This window comes from Litorivivens sp., from assembly GCF_041624475.1.
Classification (GTDB): domain Bacteria; phylum Pseudomonadota; class Gammaproteobacteria; order Pseudomonadales; family Spongiibacteraceae; genus Litorivivens.
This window is the reverse complement of sequence record NZ_JBFJUX010000010.1, coordinates 92092-111032: the sequence shown is the minus strand read 5'-3', so window position 1 is coordinate 111032 and position 18941 is coordinate 92092. Positions and strand designations below refer to the sequence as shown.

Here is an 18941-nt window from a genome sequence, read left to right as displayed (position 1 = left end):
AGTGATAAAGCCTAACGCAAGCCCACGTAGCAACCTTTTTCGGATTGTCGATGTCATACACAGCCCCCATTTATTGTGATTCTTGGAGCGCCGCATTTTTTGTGGCTTGACGCTCCAATCGATGCACAACTAGGGTACTAGAGCTGCCAGAGAACACAAGGAAGCCATCTTACGAGGGCCGCCCCGCCTCCGATGCGACGCGCATACGTATTGCCGGCAGAAGACAGATGGCGAAGAGGAGCGCAACTATAAAGACGATAAAAGCAATCCGGTAGCTGCCAGTAACATCGTAGATTCGACCCGCCAGCGGTGGCGCAATAACGGTCATGGGCATCAGCACCGGATTCATCATTCCCATCACGCGACCGTAGTCGTCGGCACCGAACAACCGGGCCAGCAATGCGCCCCACACCGGCAGCATGCCGCCAGCGGCCAGCCCGATGCAGACACTGCCGCCAAGCAGCGCTGGAAAACTGCCGTCGAGAAATAATGACAAGCCACCCGCAATTAAAGCCGCCGCAACGCCCAGCCCCGCGCGCAGATCCACATAGTCGGCAACCACCCCGAAGATTATTTTGCCGAGCATACCGAATAAGGCGAGCACGGAAATCAGCATGGCGCCACGCTCCTTGCTGATCCCGGTATCAAGCGCGAATGGCACCAGATTACTGAGCAAGGCCGAGTAGGTGGCGAACAGAACACTGATGACACCTGCCACCAGCCAGAAATTGCGATTTTTCAGCACTGCCGATGTGGAGAACGCAGTTTGCCCGCGCCCCGAAGCTTCCGCGTCAGTCGCGCCATAGGCGCGCAAGCCGCGATCCCCAGGACGGTTAACGACCAGCAGCATTGCCGGCAAAGTCAGCGACAGCAGGATCAGCGCCAGCCAACGATAAGCAACGCGCCACTCAAAGGCGTCGATCAGCCATTCCACCAGCGGCGGAAACAGAAACCCGCCCACCGAGGTACCCATCGCGGCAATCCCCATAGCCAGCCCTAGCCGGGTACGAAACCAGCGCGCCAGCAGCGTCGAGGCGGCCAAGGGCCCCATCAGCAGGGAAGCGAAGGCCATGAATAATGCGTAGACCACCGGCAGCTGCCAGATAGCCGTTGCAAATGACAGCGCCATAAAGCCCAGCGGCAACGCCAGAGAGCCGACAAGCATGAACGCCCTGAGTGAATAGCGATCGAGCGCCCGCCCCAGAAATGGCGAGATCAGCGCACTGACCAGCGGCATAACGGTGACCCCTAACATCATTGCCATGCGACTGGCCTGGAATTCGCTTTCGAAGGGCAACACGATAACGCTGTAGGAATACATGATCGCACCAGCGCCGACCATCTGTGCGATAAAAGCAACGCCTACCAGCCACCAACCGTAGAACACAGGATTCTTCATTCGAACAGCCCTTCTTCAATTGTATGCGTTTTGATTCGGCTCAAGCAGACTCCCCGCCGCTGGCAAAGCCAAGTGACAGCGTCCCAAAAAACCGGACAGCCATGTCATTACAGATAGTACAGGCTCTCGGCAGCGGGTTTAGACGACTGCGACCACCCTGCCCATGGTTTTACTGGCGGCCACATCAGCAATTGCCTGGGGAATGTCTTCAAAGCTGATGGCCTTGCCGACGACGGCTTTGATTGCACCGTCCCGATACAGCTTCATCAGCGAGGACTGAATCTCTTCGCCGAGCGAGCGTGGTGGGAAATTCCAGCCCATCGCGCTTTTAAGCCCATTGACCATCGAGTCATCCATATAGGACAGCATGACACCCAACATCGAAAAGTTTCCCAGCGCCAACTTGCGCGGTACCAAAAAGGGTTCATCGGCCACGGATTTGTTGGATGCAAAACCCATCATGGCATAGCGGCCATTGTAGGCCAGCGCATTCATTGATTTCTCCATGACGGCTTCACCGACGTTATCAAACACCACATCCACACCCTTGCCGTCGGTCACTTGCAGGGCCAGCTCACAAAAATCTGTCTCTTTGTAATTTACTGTGTGGTCAGCCCCCAGCTTGCGACAAAACTTTAGCTTTTCCTCGCTACCCGCACTGGCAATAACGGTGGCGCCGATGTGTTTGGCTAACTGAATCGCGGCGCTGCCGGAACCCCCGGCTGCCGCATGTATCAAGACGGTTTCGCCCGCCTGCAGACGCGCCCGGTCATACAGCCCCAGCCAGGCTAGGTGAAAGGGGAAAAACAGCGCGGCCGCATCGGGCATGGGCAGATCCTCGGGAACTTCAAAGGCCGACAGCGCAGGGCATTTAACGAACTCGGCAAAGCCGCCATGGGCGCCGTCGGCGACAGCTGCCACGCGCTTGCCCAGCCAGGACTCCGCGCCTTCGCCGGCGGCCACAACCTTGCCCATTGCCTCCATACCGGGTGCGTAAGGAAATTCAGGGCGCACCATCATATTCCCGCCATTGATGCGCTCCAGGTCATTGAGATTCAGCGGGATGCCTTCAGCTTGAACCAGCAGTTGACCCGGCCCCGCCTCGGGCGTATCAACCTGCTCCAGCTGCAGAACATCCAGTGGCTCACCATATTGGTGTACACGCCAGGCGCGCATGGTTTTTGGAACGCTCATTGTTATTCTCCTGTTTATGCTGGACAAAGATTCAAGGTAAGTTCCCAATACAGCGTTTGCGCGTACTTAGCTCCAAAGGCTATTTCCAACGATGATACTGCCTTCGATAAAACAGGCTTATCAAGCTGAAGTTCGAATATCTCCTCGCGGCCTCGTCAGGAACTGATAAGTGACACTGTCAAATTCATAACCTTAAGAAGCTTTATTAGCGTTGCGCATTCGAAACAGCCGAACATAACACAGCCCGATGGCTAACCTGCCGGCGCAGCAATCACCGCAATACTCGCGCGCGACGATGTTGAGTAAGACACGATCAATATCCCACTAGAATTCGGCAAGCATTTCCACTGATTCGGCTTGGCTAAGCAGCGATAAACCACGCTCTAACTCGCTGTATTACAAGCAATTCCGCGAGAACGCTTAGTGGCTTATCGACAATATGTCCAAACTCATAAAGCTATATATCTAGAGTTAATGACCGGGGTTGGATACTTGATTAAGCCCGCTCTCCTATACTGCATAAAAGGAACCGGCGTAAGCGGAGGATAATCATGGCCAAACTGACATTCTATGGCGCAGTCACTGGTGTCACCGGTTCCATGTACTTATTGCAAACCGACCGTAGCACGCTGCTGCTCGACTGCGGATTGTTCCAGGGTCGGCGCGAGGAAGAGGAAGGCAATAGAAAGGCGCTGCCATTTGCCGTTACCGACATTGACGCCATAGTGCTTTCCCATGCCCACCTTGATCACTCGGGGCGGCTACCTCTGCTGGCCAGGGAGGGCTTTAGCGGATCGATCTATATGACCCGGCCGTCCTGCGATCTTATCGAAGTCCTTCTAAAGGACGCTGCTTCGCTGCAAGAACGCGATGTTGAATGGGAAAACAAGCGCAGGCGGCGGTCCGGTAAGGAAGAAATTGAGCCGCTCTACTGTCTCGACGATGTAGAGGAAACCCTGAACCACTGCCGTGGCGTCAGTTATTATCAACGAACAAATATCACCGAGAACGTGGACATCTGTTTTAAAGATGCTGGCCATATTCTCGGGTCTGCAATAGTTGAAATATATATCAATGAACGTGGCGTGGAGAAAAAACTGGTTTTCTCTGGCGACTTAGGCAACTCTCAAGCCGCTTTGTTGCGGGATCCGGACTCAGTCGAACAAGCAGATGTCCTGCTTCTGGAATCTACTTACGGCGACAGAAACCACCGCACGATGAATGAAACCCTGGAGGAATTCTCCGATGTCATCGCTGCTGCATCAGAAAACGGAGGTAACATTCTGATACCTTCGTTCGCGGTTGGAAGAACCCAGGAAATCATATTTCGGCTGGGTGAGCTTTATCAAAAGGGGGACTTGCGCCACCTCGTAATTTATCTCGACAGCCCAATGGCGATCGCCGTTACCGAGATATATCACCGCTATCAAGATGTCTACAACACCGAACACAAAGCTACTATTGAGTCCTCGTCTTCTGCGGTGCACGCCAAAGGTAAAAGCTTGCATAGCTTCTTGCCCATTCTCAGGTACTCCACTTCGACTGAAGAGTCGATGGCACTGAACAAGATCGAAAGAGGCGCAATCATCATCGCCGGTAGCGGAATGTGTAATGGCGGCCGAATCAGACACCACCTGAAGCACAATGTCTGGCGAAAACAATCGCACGTCATTTTTGTCGGATATCAGGCGCATGGAACACCCGGTCGAGCACTGGTCGATGGCGCCACTCACTTCAGAATCGGTGGGGATGAAATCGCCGTCAAAGCATCTATTCACACCCTGGGCGGTTTCTCCGCTCATGCGGGACAAAGCCAACTGCTGGACTGGTTGAGCCACTTCAACGGTAGTAAACCCAGGCTTTTCCTGGTACATGGTGAAGACAATGCAAAAGATACTTTAGCAGCGGTCGCAGAAAAATCTGGTTGGCAGCCTCATATCCCTGGCGAAGGTGAAGCGATCACTTTTTAAAACTCAACTAAAGTGCAGCAATTAAGACTTTACCTGCCGGAGCCTTTTTCAAAACCGGCAACCATCAGATTAAGTCTGAACTAATCCAGCTGAAAGACTTACATTTGTAGTCGCTAGTCTGCTATGCGAATGGCCAGCACATTGCAAGGCGCGTGGTGAAGCACCCTGTCCGCCGTCGAACCAAGCAATAACCGCACACCGCGCCGACCATGAGTGCCCAGAACAATAAGGTCTACACTATCGTCCTTTGCCTTTCGGACAATCTCTTCTGCAGCGTAGCCAAATCGAATATCTATAGAGCCCCGTGTAATGTCATAGGGCTCCACCATCTTATCCAGCTCATCAAATAGGATTTTTCGGACTTCATCCTGATTGTACAAATCGCGGTCTATAGGGCTGACATAATAAGGAGCATCGCCATAATAAGTCAGTGCATGCGCCACATGAACAACACTAATCTCCGCACGATTTATCGAGGCGAGTTCCGCACCAGCGGCGATAACCTGGTCGGCCTCGCCAGACAAATCCACAGCTACCAGAATGTTCGAGAAGTTTGTCATGCGGTTTCCCCCTTACGCAGATGCAATAGCCGTATGCACTGTCGGCTCAACCGCCAAGGCACGGGAGACGAAGCAGCCTTGCTTTGCACGATCCAACACCGACGCCGCATCGCTCTCTCTGGCCTGATCGCTGATCTTCAACTCGCAGTCGAGATTAAAGCCTGTAAATAAAATAGCCGAACCATCGCGATCCAGTACACCTGTCGCTCGACAGCTTATATGCTGCCACGCAAGCCCCGAACTTGAGGCCACCGCACGAAAGGTGAGGATAAAACAGTCGGCCAGCGCCGCCAGTAATAATTCTTCCGGCGACCAGATATCGCCAGGCCCACCAAAGGTCTTGGGCGGCGCAACAGCCAGAGGGGGCTTTCCCTCAGCCTGGGTATCGACAGAACCGTCAACAATGGCAGAGGCTGTCACCACGTAGTCCTGGGGGAATTTTGCCATATAAAGCACTCAGTGAAGGTGTTTGCGAATGCGGCGATAGCCCGCTTTTAGTTCGCTTGCCAGCAAATCCAGAGCGGTTCCTACTTCCTCAGCACTTTCACTGGCAGCGGCGCCTACTTCCCGAGATCTTGCCTGAAAGTGCTCCCAGCGCTTTTCAAGATCCTGCCACTCGTCCTGCACTTCTGCAGCGGCAAGATGAACGCGAACGCGTATTTCGTCACGCTCAGTCTTGAGCTTCTGCAACCATTGTTCGCTAGCATTTACTTTGTCCATCGCAAAATCTCCAAAATAGAAACTGGTTTACCCCGCATGTGTGTGCCACGCAACATCAGCACCGCAGATATCAGGGGTAGCCAGCTGACTTTCCAACATAGCCAAGGTAAGAAAGTCACTGTCAGACCCTACTTTAAGCACTTTCAAGCACACTCGCGGATCCAGCAAAAATACCTTGTATTGCCTTTTCCTTTGCAGCGCTTTTTCGTTCTCGATTACCCTGATAGCAATCTACAATGCCTGTATCAACACCGCCTTGATCAGGATCAAACTCTACTCTGAAATCGGTTTTCGACTTTTCTCGGGAATTGTTACTGTCCAACAGATAATGCTCAGGGGTTAAAGCAATACGACAATCAGCTTTGTAGTACACCCGATTCACAGGCCGACAATGACAACATCACATTAGATCCTGAATTTGTATAACGCTTTCAGACCCGCAACAAAGCTCGACAGCATGCGACTGCTAGTCAGTCTCGATGACGAACGGCTGCTCAAACCTGGTCCTGGAAGGCACTGAGTAACGACAAAAGCGCTAATAAAACAACCACCTATAGAGCAAGCCCAACAGCTAGTCACAACACAGTAGCGAAGAAACGGCGATTATTGCGGAAAATATGTATAGCTTTCGAATGCTGCCTGGAATAAAGATGAAAGCCTGATCTATTGCGCGACCATCTGAAAGGCACTCTGGAGAGCGAGTCAATGAAACCGGTCCTCAAGATCACGACGACCAAACACTCAGAGCCCTGCGCTCACCAGCAATTTGCGGACTGCCGCAATTGCAGGCTGGGCGCACTCTGCCTGCCTATCGCGCTGGCCGCCGCCGATGTCGAGCGGCTGAACAATATCGTTGAACGCAAACTACCTCTTCAACGCGGCGACCACCTCTATCGCGAAGACGATACCTTCCGTTCGGTCTACGCCGTTCATAGCGGTACGATCAAAACTTACCATATCACCGACGATGGTCAGGAACAGGTTACCGGGTTCTTCTTTCCGGGCGAAATTGTCGGGATGGGAGGGATCGGTTGCGGCCGTTTTGGTAGCTCCGCAAAAGCGCTGGAAACTACCAGCATTTGCGAAATCCCGTTCGCTTCTCTGGGTGAGCTGAGCATGCAATTGCCCAGTCTGCAGAAACACTTTTTCCAATTGATGAGCCAGGAAATAGTAGAAGACGAGAAGCTGATAACTCTACTCAGTAAAAGCAGTGCAGAACAGCGAATTGCCGCCCTGCTATTAAGTATTTCCGCGCGCAATGCGCGTCGGAATCTTTCCAGCACACGCTTCAGATTACCCATGTCACGCACAGATATTGCCAACTACCTCGGCCTCACTATTGAAACTGTCAGCCGCCTGTTTACCCGGTTTGCGCGCAATGGACTAGTGACCAGCAACAACAAGGAAATTATCCTGGAAGACATACACCGATTGCGCCAGGTAGCCAATGTTAATCGTAATCGAGCCTGAACTTTTGACAATGCAGTCTTCTGATTATTCGACGCCGCTCCGGACGGGTGAAACAAAGCCGGGGGGCTTCATCACCAGCACAGAGCAACACAGTTGATCTAGGATCGTTTCGGCGGTATTGCCCATCAACAACCCGGGTATGCCAGAACGTCCAACCGTCCCCATCACCACCAAATCCGCATCAAGCTGCTTTGTCAGCTCCGGAATCACAACGCCCGGTGAGCCTTGGGGCAAGTGAACCTGGGGGGCAATATAGTCGTAAGCATCCTTGCCAATGTGCTCACGCAGGTGCGCCTGTAGTTGCGCCATAGCCCTGCGGTGACGCGAGCGCATACCCTGAACGTAGTCATTGGTGGTCTTCTCCGGATTGTCCGCCCAAGCGGTGAATACCCAGTCGGCCGGGGCGTCCCATGCATGTACCAAATGCAGGCTTGCGAAATCTGACACTGCCAGCGAGCTAGCCAACTCAAGAATTTCCTCGTTGAGTAGCTGCTGCTCGGGGTTCGACTCCCAAACATCAATATCGACCGCTGCGACAATACAGTTATAGTTTGGCTTTTCCTCGGGTTTAGTGAGCCATACCGGGCAAGGACACTTGCGCAATAAGTGCATATCCTTACTCCCGAACAAGCGGTGTGACCAGTCGGGATCTTCGGCCTCTGTAATAACCAGATCGTGCTCGTTACTAAGCACCGCACGAAGTACCTCCAGAAAGCGCTTGCCGGCAACGGTAACTATCTGGCAGTTTAATCTTCGTTTGTAAGGTGCGAGGAGGCTATCAAGCGAAGAGCGCCGCTTAGCCAGCCAGTACTCTTCTGCTCGAGCCCGGGTTGTCCGGTCAAGATCTTCTGGTGCGTGGGGAACCACGTCGATGACAGTTAGCTCCGCCTGATTATTTGCGGCCAGCTCAACAGCCCGTTCAATAGCTGCACTCTGTGTCACCGTCTCACCTGCGACATACAAAATATTTTTAAATCGCTTCATGCTGTTTCTCCCACCGAATACTCAGGGCCACGCTTAATGATATTGCTCAGTAAGCGATCTACGGCTTCCCGGGACGCGTCCGCATAGGGGCTTAATACCAAGTCCGCGCCCTCCTGCACAAAACGCTGCCGGTCTTGTGCGTTGGCCGTAAATAGCGCAACTTTTCCCTGATATCCCAATCGGCGAAGACTGTGAAGCAGCATCCGATTCACGATCGGGTCACGCAGCGTACTGACCACCCACTGTATTCGCGCCAGTGGCAGCGAAGCGAGGAGCTCTGCGTCCTCGGCGTCGCCGTAGTGCACGCTGTATCCATCGCGGGCGTGGCGTTGAACATTGGCCGGATCGAAATCCAGAGCCAGCAGTTTGCAACCGCGCTGACGCAGGTCTGCGGCCATGGTGGCGCCAAATCTGCCCAGGCCAACCACCAGCACATCCACAGACTCCTCACCGACGAATCCGTCATCCTCGCGATGCTTGCGTTTTCTCTCAAACACGGACAGGTAGGGTGAAAGACGCTGGTACAGTTCGTGGGAATACAAAATCATGTACGTGGATGCGCTGATGGTGATCAGCCCGACAAGAGTGATCAGCCCGACGGTTTCCTGGCTCAGATGGCCCAGGCTTAATCCGAGAGCCGCCAGTATCAGCGAAAATTCGCTGATTTGCGCCACCGTGAGGCCCGCCAGGAAGCCCGTCCGCTTGCGATAGCCCATGTAGCCCATAATCGCCATGACGATCAGCGGATTGCCCACCAAAACAAACGCTGAAAACACCAGTGCCTCACCTACCTGCCCGCTGAGCGCGCCGAGATTGAGCGTTGCACCCAGTTCGATAAAAAAGAACAGCAACAGAAAATCACGCAGGCTTACCAGACGCGCCGCCACCTGCTCCCGGTAGCGAGTGGACGCAATGGAAATGCCGGCCAAAAAAGCCCCAACTTCCTTGCTGAAACCAAGGGCATCGCCTGCGGCAGCACCTAAAACGGCCCAGGCGATGGCGAACAACATCAGTAGCTCAGAAGAATGGGCAAGGCGGTGTAACAAGGAGGGCAGCACATAGCGCATCAAGGCAGCCACAGTGGCCAGCATCAGTGCGCCCTTGAAGAGAATCAGCAAGGCCTCCCGACCGATATGCAGCCCGCTTTCGGCCTCGCCAAAAGCGGTAAGGCCAATCATCACCAGCACGACAACAATGTCTTGAACAATTAGAAAGCCCAATGCAATGCGGCCGTGCAGCGAATCCACCTCGCGCTTGTCGGACAACAGTTTGACGATAATGATGGTGCTGGAAAAAGTCAGGGCGACCGCCACATAGATCGCGGTGATGTGATCCATTCCCAACAACAAACCAATGGCGTAGCCCACCAGCGAGGTAAACAGCACCTGCCCCAAACCCGATGCCAGCGCCACGGGGCCGACGGTGCGTATAATATGCAGATCGAGCTTGAGACCAACGACAAACAGGAGCAAGGCGATACCGAGGCGGGCGAACAGCTCAATTTCGCTGCTGTGCACCACGATGCTCAACCCCGAGGGACCGAGCAGTATACCCACCCCAATGAACGCCACAATCAGCGGCTGCCGCAAGGCCTGCGCCAACGCGCCGGCTGCTGCGGCGACGCCGAGAATAATGCCGATTTGTAAAAATACGTTCTCTAGCATGGGTTGGAGCACCAAGCCTTGTGGCGGTGTTCGGCCTCGAGAAACAACATGGCCAAGACTCCACTTCAGTTTAGTTGAAACAGGTTATGGAGCGAGAAATATTTGCGTGTATCGACCGGCAGATACAGCTGCTTTAGATGCTTTCAAGCCCATACTTGATTTGCATCAATGTCGCCCGAGAATAAGCTGTCGTAGTCTGGGACATATGTGACTAAGGTGACGGTATATCATCAATTCGTCAGGCATAACGCAGCCACTCAGGAAGAGCAATGACAACAGCCACCGCAGTAATGGCAAGCGCCCGCCCGAAATTCCTCGTGCTAACCCCTCTATGCGTGATGCTGGGCTACGCCACAGCCTTGCAAACAGGCCTCGATATCGACCCGATGCTGTTAACCTTGCTGCTGATCGCGGCACTGGGTGCCCATATTGCCGTCAATGCACTCAATGAATATCAGGACTTCACCAGCGGTCTTGATCTGAAAACGGTTAAGACGCCGTTTAGCGGCGGCAGCGGCGCATTACCTAATAACCCCGCAGCCGCCAAAGCTGTGCTCACGCTCGCTGCGCTGAGTCTGGCCACCACGGTCCTCATCGGTTTGTATCTGGTGTCCCTGCGCGGCGCTCCGCTGCTGGCACTTGGCGTCATTGGTGTTATCACCATCCTTACCTACACACGATGGTTAAATCGCTACGCCTTTTTGTGCCTTATTGCCCCAGGCACCGCTTTCGGTCTGCTTATGGTCTGGGGAACGGCTATCGCACTGACTGGCAAGCTGCCACTGGCGGCACTCTGGGCGTCTCTACCGGCATTTTTCCTGGTCAACAACCTGCTGCTGCTCAATCAGTTGCCGGACGTCGAGGCAGACCGCTCGGTTGGCCGTAATCATTTGCCAATTCGCTACGGGCGCAAAACTGCCGCGTGGGTATTCACGCTGTTTCTGGCAACCACTTATCTATGCATTTTCACAGCCGTTATCACTGGCGGCTTGGCGTCGGGTGCGCTGTGGGGGCTGGCAACCATCGTGCTGGCTGTGCCTACCATTACTGGGGTACTGCGCCATGCCGACTCGCTGGATAAGCTGCAACGCTATCTCGGTTTCAATGTTGCACTGACTTTGTTGACACTGGCCTTGCTGGTGGCCGGCCTGCTATTCGCGGGCTAAGGAGCACGCTATGAGAATTGACCGGAAGATATTGCTGCTGCTCGGCGGCGGCGCAGTGCTCGGCATTGCCGGGACCGTCAGTTTCGACGGCGCGATGAAAGCCACCAGCACGCAGGAGTTTTGCCTGTCCTGCCATGAGATGAGCATTCCGCACGGCGAATACCAAAGCAAGGCTCACGCCCAAAGCCGGGTCGGCTTCACGGTCACCTGCGGCGACTGCCACATCCCCAGAGCGCTGATTCCCAAAGTCGAACGCAAGATCATTGCCGCTCGTGAAGTCTGGCACCATATGCTGGGGACGCTCGATACGCCGGAAAAGTACGAGGCGCACCGCAGGGAGATGGCTGAACGGGAGTGGGCGCGAATGGAGGCTGACGATTCTGCCGCTTGCCGCCACTGCCATAACCCCGACAAGATGCAGACCAAGCCCCACATACAGCAGATTCACCAGCAGGCCCTGCAGGGTGGCGCAACCTGCATCAATTGCCATAAAGGTATTGCTCACAACCTGCCGGACGGCATGTAGGCCGCACATCAAAAGCGGTAGCGGAAGGAAAGCGCCAACCAATTGATGGAATAGTCACCGGAGGAGCGGCCCAAGGCAATAACGTTAGCCATAGTATCGGCGGCCACATTGTCGTAGCTGAAATTATCCACCTCATAGCTTTCATGAGCGATCCTGACACTTACACCCAGTTGCGGGCTGTGCTCATAGTCAAACTTGGCTGACAAACGTTTTAATTTATCCCCCTGTGGAGAAATAGGTTCCGCCGAGAGCGCGTTGCCGGTTTGGGTGTCCAGTTCACTGACGGCGTAAGACAGTAGGTAACTCAGGGTCATATCAACCTTCGGCCACAACCGATACAGGGTCAGGTCACTGCCCAGTGTTTTTACATTGTCCTCGCTGTCATGCTCCCAGGACCGGCCCGGATTGCCGATATCGGCCGTCACCGCGAAGCCTCTGAAACTGTGTCCCGCCTGTTCGCTTTCAAGACGCTCCACGCTGTAAAAACTGTTCCAACTGAATCGCTCCTCCTCAATGACCGACAGGTCGACATTCAGACCCTGGGTACGGGCCTGCAGTAATCCCAGCTCGGACTTGTCGTAATCATCACGGGTACTTTGATAGCTCAAGCCCCACTGCACGTTTGCCGACGCTGTCCAGGTAAGGCCGGCCGACGCCTTTTGTCGGTCGCGCTCAGCCAGGTAGTATTTGCGGAGCAAGGGATGATTTTCGAAGCGTTCAGCCTCGGGTGTGCTCGCGATATAGGCATCACTGTGGGAAGCGTAGTACGGCCGATCGCCGCGATAGGCAGAGGGGTCGCGTCGCTCTAGGGCGTAACTCGCACGCCATTGCAGACTGTCGCTCTGGCGTCGAGACAGTGCCAGCCCGCTAACAGATTCCTCCATTCGGCTGATTTCGCTGTAGTCACGGTCCACCCGCTGCAGTGACTGGCTCAGCGCCAGCTCGGTGCCGGTTTGCCAGCGATAACGCAGGGCCGCATCAACCTCGGTGCGTGTATCAGAGTAGGGACGATTATAACGGGCACGGCTGCTAGCGGCCGTGCTCTGGTCCTGAGAATCCCCGCCGATATAGATGTAAAGATCGCGTGGCGTTTTGTTGTCACGATCTTCATAAGCGCCATTCACCCGTAACGACAGGCGCGGCGTAAGGCGGTGCTGGTAAGTCACGCGCAAGCGGCTAATGTCGATTTTTCCTTCGAGGGAATCCCGGGGGCGCGGCGTCGTTACGGCTAGCGCAGGATTAATGGTATAGGGCAGAAAATGTTCATCCTGCTCCATGCGTGCATAGCTGGCGCTGCCGTGTATCGAGGCTGATTTTGACAGACGGTAGTACAGCGAAGTGAAAAGCTGCTGGTAGCGGTTGTCGGGTTCCAGCGCAATGGCGCCGCGCCCGCTCGGATAGCCCGCAGCCGGACTCCAACCACCAATAGCCGCATAAGGGTTGTCCCAGCTCTGGGCGGTATTGTCGTTGTCAAACAGTGATAGGCGATATCCGCCCTGCAGGGAAAAGCCATCACCAGCTCGTGAGGCGGTCACTGTCAGGGCGTTCTCGGTAAAATCCACCGGTGATGGCAGGGCAACGGCCCGAGGATTACCACCGGTATTGCCGATGATTCCGTAACGCACACGATTACCATCGCGCACTTCATGGCGAAAGGTGAAATCCAGCTCCCAGTCGCCAAAGGCGGGCAGCTGGTAACCCAGCTTCAGCCGACGGCGCTTGATCGATTCATCCAGCTCATTGAGCGCAAACGGCGCCATCCCCGCAGTGTTAGTCGCCGCCGTCCAGTTCGCGGGCAGGCGTAGATCGCTGCTGTCATTGTCGACAAAAACGCTACCCCCGCCGCTAGAGCGCTGATGAGTGATCTCGTCGTATATGGCTGTAAAGCGCTGCCCCCATTGAAAACTGAGCTCGCGCGAATTAAGCCCGAGATCATTGCCCGACAGCTCCCAGTAATCTGCATCGGACCACCGCGAGGTCGCTGCACTCTGCAATGAGAAATCCAGCACCGGATAAAGCCCCTGATTGTCGAGCCCGTTGTACTCACCAAATTTGAATGCCTCGTCACTGACATAGCCCATGCCGATATTTAGATTGCCAGAAACTCCCTCACCTGCCATAGCCACAGGCGTAAGCAAGCAACAGGCCAACAAACACGTGCTTGAAAATCGATTGCCCTGCTCTACGCTGGTTTTCATCGCAACACCTCAACGCGTCAAGCGCGCCCCGGAGGGGTGATTGGAACCGTGCACCTGGGTGTGACAGTTCATGCAGTTCTTGTCCAGCATCTGCTGAGCCGCCCCGGCCGGCGGAATACCGCTGCCACTATAGGCTGTGCTGGGGTGAAAGGACGCCATATGACACTGCTGGCACAACCAGGGGCCGCGTGTGACCAGCATGGACTCATGAACGCTGCCGTGCGGTTCATGACAGTTTGCGCAGCTCTCACGCACCGGGGCATGCTCCCACAGAAAAGGGCCGCGTTTTTCTGCATGACACTGGAAGCAATTCTCGTTTACAAAGCCCGCAATCAATAAACTCTCGCCCCGCGTGCCGTGGGGATTATGGCAGTCGGTGCAGGTCATTTCCGCCTCGGCCAAGGGGTGGGCGCTGCGCTTGTGCATTTGCGCCCGCTTCTCCTTGTGGCAATCCACGCAAACGTCAACCTGCGTATTTTTGTGCATCGCCTTATCGCGTGGCGAATGAACACTGTGACAACCCGCACAGCTCACACCCGCAAATTCGTGAGGGCTCCCCGGCCAATGCGTGCGCTCACGGGACTGGTGGCAATCCAGGCATACGGCATTCTGCTGCGCAACGGGCGTCTTGGCATTAAAGGTAATAGCCGGCTTCGCAGGTTTCCCGCTACTGTAGTCGGAGAGGTGCGTGGCGCTCGGCCCGTGACAGCTCTGACAACCCTTGGTCGCCATGGGCGACTTGGGATTGGCCTTCTGACCATGCACGGTAGCCATAATGCCAGCCGCGGGTTTCATGCTGTGCTCGCCGTGACAGCCCAAGCAACTCTGAGGGTCACCTGGGGCGTAGCCAGACTCGGCGCTCACCAGTGATGCCCCAAAGAGCCAGACAACGGCAAACCTTAGAACGAAATGTTGTATTCTCACCAAAGTCGCTCCCTTACCCGCTACAAGCACGGATAGCCCACTCGCGGGACTGCATCCCGGCGAACTACCTAAGGCCGAGACTGGCACTTAATTCCCGGTAGGTTTCTATCGAACCCGGCCTGAAAAGCGGGTCGTCGGCCGGATCCACTTTGGCCGCAATACGCTCCCAATCGCTCGCGCTAAACGCGTCGGCCATGACAGGAAATATCTCCTCGTCTTCGGTTTGCAGGTGCCGGAACTGCATATCCAGATAGCGATTAAAGGTTTCCTTCAAGCGACTCACTGGAACCACCTGATCATTGTAGATAGCCTCGAAAAGCCGTCGCACCGCCGCAGTTTCCCGCTCCAACTCATGATGCTGACCGCGAATTTTTTCAATCACAGCCGCATCGCCGATCGCTCGCTCCTCCATGTCATCGAAGGCTGCGTCTTCCAGCGGGTGGTGATAGACCTGCGGGTAACTATTAAGATAATCCAACGCCTCAATCACCCGTGGCAGGTCCGTCTCGATATTGGGGTCATCGTAGTGAGCAATCTGTTCACGCAGATAGCGCAGTAAAGTGCGCAGGTGGTGATGATCTTCAACCAGTTGATCTAAAACTGTGGCCACGGTTGATCCTCAGGCATGTTTTGATTCAGTCTATGCCCACGCAAAAGCCGGCCACAAGGCATATACAAGGTTTGTTTGATTTGGATCAATAACCTGGAAAGGGAGCTGTGAAAACCCTCGGGAATACCCACCGCGGCTCCGTGAACCAGAGACTGATGTCAATCACAGATAGGGCAATGGAGACCGGCATTCAACAAACTGCTCCCATATTAACCTTTCTCTGGCGGCGTTTTTTGCCATAATCACTGCACAGTTCAAATAACAGTAGGCCTGCTATGCGCAAAACCAAAATCATCTGCACTATTGGACCGGCAACCAGCGGCTACGAATCTCTGCAAAAACTCGCCGACGCCGGTATGAATATCGTGCGCCTGAACATGTCCCACGGCGAACACGACAGCTGCGCGCAAATAATCAAATCGATCAAAACCCTCAACCGCAAACTCCACCACCCGGTAGCGGTGCTAATCGACACACAGGGCCCAGAGATCCGCACTGGCGATATCAACAATGAACTCAGCTTGAAAACCGGAGATGTCATTTCGGTGGTGGCGCGAGGCGAAGCCGATGTGGAGGCAAGCTCGATCCAGATCAATTACGAAGACCTGATCAACGATGTGAATATCGGCGACAAGATCACCGTCGATAACGGACTGATTAATCTGGAAGTGCTGAGCAAGGAACAGCGCACCATGAAGTGCCGGGTCATTGATGGCGGTGTGCTAAAGAGCAAACGCCACGTCAACCTGCCCGGCATCCGGGTAAATCTGCCCGCCATTACGGAGAAAGACCGCCGCGATATTCTTTTTGCCATGGAACAGGAGGTGGATTTCATCGCCCTATCCTTTGTGCGCAGTGCCGACGATATACGCGAGCTGAAAACCCTGTTGGGCGACAAGGTCGGCAAAATCAAAATCATTGCCAAGATCGAAGACCAGGAGGGAGTAAAAAATCTCGACGCCATTATTCAGGAAGCCGACGGGGTGATGGTCGCCCGGGGTGATCTGGGCGTGGAAATACCCTTTGAAGAGCTGCCGATTGTCCAAAGGAAAATCATTTCCCAGTGCGCCAAATACGGCCGCAGGGTAATCGTTGCCACCCATATGTTGGAATCAATGATTGAGAACCCTATGCCCACCCGCGCCGAAGTCACGGACGTTGCCAACGCCGTCTATGAAGAGGCGGATGCCATTATGCTGTCCGGCGAGACCACCGTTGGCAAGTATCCGGTGAAGTGCGTGGAAGTGCTGGACCGCATCGCCCGCTCCGTAGAAAAGAATCGCGGCCTGCGCTTTAGCGACGATCTGATTATGGATAACGACAAACAGGAAATTGCCGCCGCTGCGGTCAAGCTGGCCGAATCCATTCAGGCCAAGGCCATTGTCGTGCCAACAAGGCGCGGACTTATGGCCAGTCTCGTCAGCAACTGCCACCCCCAGAGTTCGATTATCTGCGCCTTTACCAATGACAGCCGCACCCGCCGTCAGCTAGTGCTTAACCGCAATGTGCTCAGCTACCGCATCAACTTTAGCTCCGACCCGGAGAAAACACTGGCCAATGCCGCCCACATAATGATGAACCGGGATGAATTCAGCGAATCTGATAAAGTGGTAGTGATATCAGACGCCCTGTCCAGCCACGGCATAGAAGCCATTCAGATTCGTCAACTCGGCGACTTGGTAGCGCGCTATGAGCTGGATCACCTGCAGTGAGCGTTTCAATAAAACGAACCCCGTTTTCGTTAGCTTAGTTAAATCAATCTATACAGTAAAATCCAAAGAATAACCCAGAGCGGTCATTCAAAGTGGAGGAAGCTCAACACAAATGGATGACTCGACAGCAACTTCGGCCGCGAACTATTGCTTTATTTTAAATCTCGGTTAGTCTTGCTGTATGAACAGCAGAAAACCCATTTCTTTTCTCCTCCCGATGAGCACACAGGCGGCATACCCTGTTAGTGCCTTCCTCACTGTGGGCGGTTAAGTCGCAGTTTACTTAGCCGCCAGATCCACAATCCGACGTTAAGCGCTTCGCACCACGCTGTTGCGAGGTTTTTCCACATTCGTACGACGACAATCCGTCGCATGAGGGGCTTGCTATGCCTGAAGAAATGAAACACGGACTAATAATATCCGAATCTGACTATCGAAGATTGTCCCACTTGGTTGATGTTAGCCGTTCAACCGCGACCTACGAACTCGACGAAGAATTGGCCAAAGCAGACATCTGCCCGGACCAAAGCCTGCCCGGAAACGTTGTCGCGCTGTACGACAGCGTTGTGTTCAGGGATATGAAAACAGACGCAGAAAAAACAGTGACCATCGTAATGCCATGGGAATCGAGCGTTACAAAGCTTCGCATATCCATACTTTCACCGGTTGGCACCGCGTTGATCGGGGAACCATTGGGCGCAGTCATTAATTGGCCACTACTAAACGGTCGCTCAGCACAATTGCAGATAGTAGAGATCAAACGCTCTAGGGAGGTGGCACAGCATGGATAACATAAAACTATGGGGTGAAGCGGTAAATCTTGTGGCCGATCTTTCACAACACAACGCTGCTCACGACCCGATCAGTCCCGAAGAGAGAATCGCTAGCTTTGTGGAAACTTACAAAGATTATTTCGACCCAGCGGACGACTTCAAGGAATATGTATTCGTGCGGTTTGCGCGTGCTGTTGCGGAGTTAGGCGTTTTGGATGATATGGAGCATTAGTGGAATGACAGACATCGAAGCACACGAGCTACGCATCAATACCATGATCTGCGCAAACGCCGCGGGCTACCAAGACGACGGTGAAGTGCTGGTAACACCCATTGGTGTCCTCCCGCGAGTCGCCGCCAGCCTCGCCATGCTGACCTGCAACCCCGATATGATGATGACCGATTCTGAAGCGTGGATACTATCCAAGCCCAATCCACTGGACCGACCGGACGACTTCAAGCCATCCACCGAATCCTGGATGGGGCTTTCGCGTATATTTGACAACGTTTGGGGAGGTAAGCGGCATATCACCTGCACGCCGACACAAATAGACCAATTTGGACAGGCCAACATCTCAATGATTGGTGATGACCACAACGCACCTACTGTGCAAATGCTTGGCGTACGAGGCTTCCCTGGCAATTCTATCTGCCATACCAATACCTTTCTCATACCCAAACACAGCAGAAAGGTGTTTGTGCCCGGAGAATGCGACATAGTCTGTACGATCGGCTATAACACGTCGAGATTACCCAGAGGCTATAGCTTTGATGAAATTGACCTGCGAAGAATCATTACGGATCTTTGCGTAATGGATTTTAATGGCCCCAATCACACTATCAGAGTCACCAGCATTCATGATGGCGTCAGTATTGATGAAATAAGGGACAACACGGGTTTCGAAATTTTTATCCCCGAAAAGCCGAAAGTGACGCTCCCGCCCAATAGCGAGCAGATTGAGCTGATTCAGGGAATTGATCCATTGAATAAACGCCTGAGCTAGCTCATTGCAGAACTAGAGGTCTGGATACAGCGCCAACAAGGTACATAATCTGGCCCAATCAGGGCAT

The 18941-nt window shown here is 54.1% G+C and carries 19 protein-coding genes; 8 read left to right on the top strand and 11 right to left on the bottom strand.

The genetic code is table 11. From position 1 onward, the window contains the following. Positions 1-169 precede the first annotated feature (169 nt). Positions 170-1399: an MFS transporter gene (locus ABY734_RS11830; RefSeq protein ID WP_372779366.1), complete on the bottom strand. Its 1230-nt coding sequence runs from the start codon at positions 1397-1399 to the stop codon at positions 170-172. A 138-nt stretch (positions 1400-1537) separates the two neighbouring features. Beyond that, the gene (locus tag ABY734_RS11825; RefSeq protein ID WP_372779365.1) at positions 1538-2593 is read right to left on the bottom strand and encodes a zinc-binding alcohol dehydrogenase family protein; all 1056 of its coding nucleotides are present in this window, start codon (positions 2591-2593) and stop codon (positions 1538-1540) included. A gap of 551 nt (positions 2594-3144) precedes the next feature. On the opposite strand from ABY734_RS11825, the gene ABY734_RS11820 reads away from it, so the two are divergent. Further along, positions 3145-4563, top strand: a complete 1419-nt coding sequence (locus tag ABY734_RS11820) for an MBL fold metallo-hydrolase RNA specificity domain-containing protein (RefSeq protein WP_372779363.1) — start codon at positions 3145-3147, stop codon at positions 4561-4563. A gap of 113 nt (positions 4564-4676) precedes the next feature. On the opposite strand, the gene ABY734_RS11815 is transcribed toward ABY734_RS11820, so the two are convergent. From ABY734_RS11815 to ABY734_RS11800, 4 genes are all read right to left on the bottom strand, one after another. Beyond that, entirely contained in the window at positions 4677-5123 is a 447-nt protein-coding gene (locus ABY734_RS11815; RefSeq protein ID WP_372779361.1) for a universal stress protein, read from the bottom strand. Positions 5124-5135: 12 nt separating this feature from the next. Beyond that, positions 5136-5570 carry an OsmC family protein gene (locus ABY734_RS11810; protein ID WP_372779360.1) on the bottom strand — a complete coding sequence of 145 codons (435 nt, stop codon included), beginning with the start codon at positions 5568-5570 and terminating at the stop codon, positions 5136-5138. A 9-nt stretch (positions 5571-5579) separates the two neighbouring features. Continuing rightward, on the bottom strand, positions 5580-5843 hold the full coding sequence (locus tag ABY734_RS11805; RefSeq protein ID WP_372779358.1) for a hypothetical protein: 264 nt from the start codon (positions 5841-5843) through the stop codon (positions 5580-5582). 133 nt (positions 5844-5976) lie between these two features. Continuing rightward, positions 5977-6216, bottom strand: coding sequence for a hypothetical protein (locus ABY734_RS11800; RefSeq protein WP_372779357.1), 240 nt, complete (start codon positions 6214-6216; stop codon positions 5977-5979). A 332-nt stretch (positions 6217-6548) separates the two neighbouring features. Between ABY734_RS11800 and fnr the strand changes: the two genes are divergently transcribed. Next, a complete protein-coding gene (gene fnr / locus ABY734_RS11795) occupies positions 6549-7313 on the top strand; it encodes a fumarate/nitrate reduction transcriptional regulator Fnr (RefSeq protein ID WP_372779356.1) in 765 nt (254 codons plus the stop codon). 24 nt (positions 7314-7337) lie between these two features. On the opposite strand, the gene ABY734_RS11790 is transcribed toward fnr, so the two are convergent. Both ABY734_RS11790 and ABY734_RS11785 read right to left on the bottom strand, forming a co-directional pair. Continuing rightward, positions 7338-8297, bottom strand: coding sequence for a universal stress protein (locus ABY734_RS11790; protein WP_372779355.1), 960 nt, complete (start codon positions 8295-8297; stop codon positions 7338-7340). After that, positions 8294-9961 carry a cation:proton antiporter gene (locus tag ABY734_RS11785; RefSeq protein ID WP_372779354.1) on the bottom strand — a complete coding sequence of 556 codons (1668 nt, stop codon included), beginning with the start codon at positions 9959-9961 and terminating at the stop codon, positions 8294-8296. The genes ABY734_RS11790 and ABY734_RS11785 overlap by 4 nt, the downstream gene beginning before the upstream one ends. A 269-nt stretch (positions 9962-10230) precedes the next feature. On the opposite strand from ABY734_RS11785, the gene ABY734_RS11780 reads away from it, so the two are divergent. Both ABY734_RS11780 and ABY734_RS11775 read left to right on the top strand, forming a co-directional pair. Beyond that, positions 10231-11127 carry a prenyltransferase gene (locus tag ABY734_RS11780; RefSeq protein ID WP_372779353.1) on the top strand — a complete coding sequence of 299 codons (897 nt, stop codon included), beginning with the start codon at positions 10231-10233 and terminating at the stop codon, positions 11125-11127. Between the two features lie 10 nt (positions 11128-11137). Further along, on the top strand, positions 11138-11653 hold the full coding sequence (locus tag ABY734_RS11775) for a NapC/NirT family cytochrome c (RefSeq protein ID WP_372779352.1): 516 nt from the start codon (positions 11138-11140) through the stop codon (positions 11651-11653). 8 nt (positions 11654-11661) lie between these two features. Here the strand turns inward: ABY734_RS11775 and ABY734_RS11770 are convergent, their stop codons facing one another. The 3 genes from ABY734_RS11770 to ABY734_RS11760 all read right to left on the bottom strand — a co-directional run bounded on the left by ABY734_RS11770 (position 11662) and on the right by ABY734_RS11760 (position 15385). Continuing rightward, positions 11662-13851, bottom strand: a complete 2190-nt coding sequence (locus ABY734_RS11770; protein ID WP_372779351.1) for an MtrB/PioB family decaheme-associated outer membrane protein — start codon at positions 13849-13851, stop codon at positions 11662-11664. Between the two features lie 9 nt (positions 13852-13860). Then, the gene (locus ABY734_RS11765) at positions 13861-14715 is read right to left on the bottom strand and encodes a DmsE family decaheme c-type cytochrome (RefSeq protein ID WP_372779350.1); all 855 of its coding nucleotides are present in this window, start codon (positions 14713-14715) and stop codon (positions 13861-13863) included. A 124-nt stretch (positions 14716-14839) separates the two neighbouring features. After that, complete coding sequence (locus tag ABY734_RS11760) at positions 14840-15385, bottom strand: hemerythrin domain-containing protein (protein ID WP_372779349.1); 546 nt, start codon at positions 15383-15385, stop codon at positions 14840-14842. Positions 15386-15660: 275 nt separating this feature from the next. Between ABY734_RS11760 and pyk the strand changes: the two genes are divergently transcribed. From pyk to ABY734_RS11740, 4 genes are all read left to right on the top strand, one after another. After that, positions 15661-17097, top strand: coding sequence for a pyruvate kinase (gene pyk / locus ABY734_RS11755; protein ID WP_372779348.1), 1437 nt, complete (start codon positions 15661-15663; stop codon positions 17095-17097). A gap of 386 nt (positions 17098-17483) precedes the next feature. Further along, positions 17484-17888, top strand: a complete 405-nt coding sequence (locus ABY734_RS11750) for a GreA/GreB family elongation factor (RefSeq protein ID WP_372779346.1) — start codon at positions 17484-17486, stop codon at positions 17886-17888. Next, the gene (locus ABY734_RS11745) at positions 17881-18102 is read left to right on the top strand and encodes a hypothetical protein (protein ID WP_372779345.1); all 222 of its coding nucleotides are present in this window, start codon (positions 17881-17883) and stop codon (positions 18100-18102) included. Before ABY734_RS11750 ends, ABY734_RS11745 begins: the two co-directional genes overlap by 8 nt. A 4-nt stretch (positions 18103-18106) precedes the next feature. Then, complete coding sequence (locus ABY734_RS11740) at positions 18107-18874, top strand: CoA-transferase subunit beta (RefSeq protein ID WP_372779344.1); 768 nt, start codon at positions 18107-18109, stop codon at positions 18872-18874. Positions 18875-18941 lie beyond the last annotated feature (67 nt).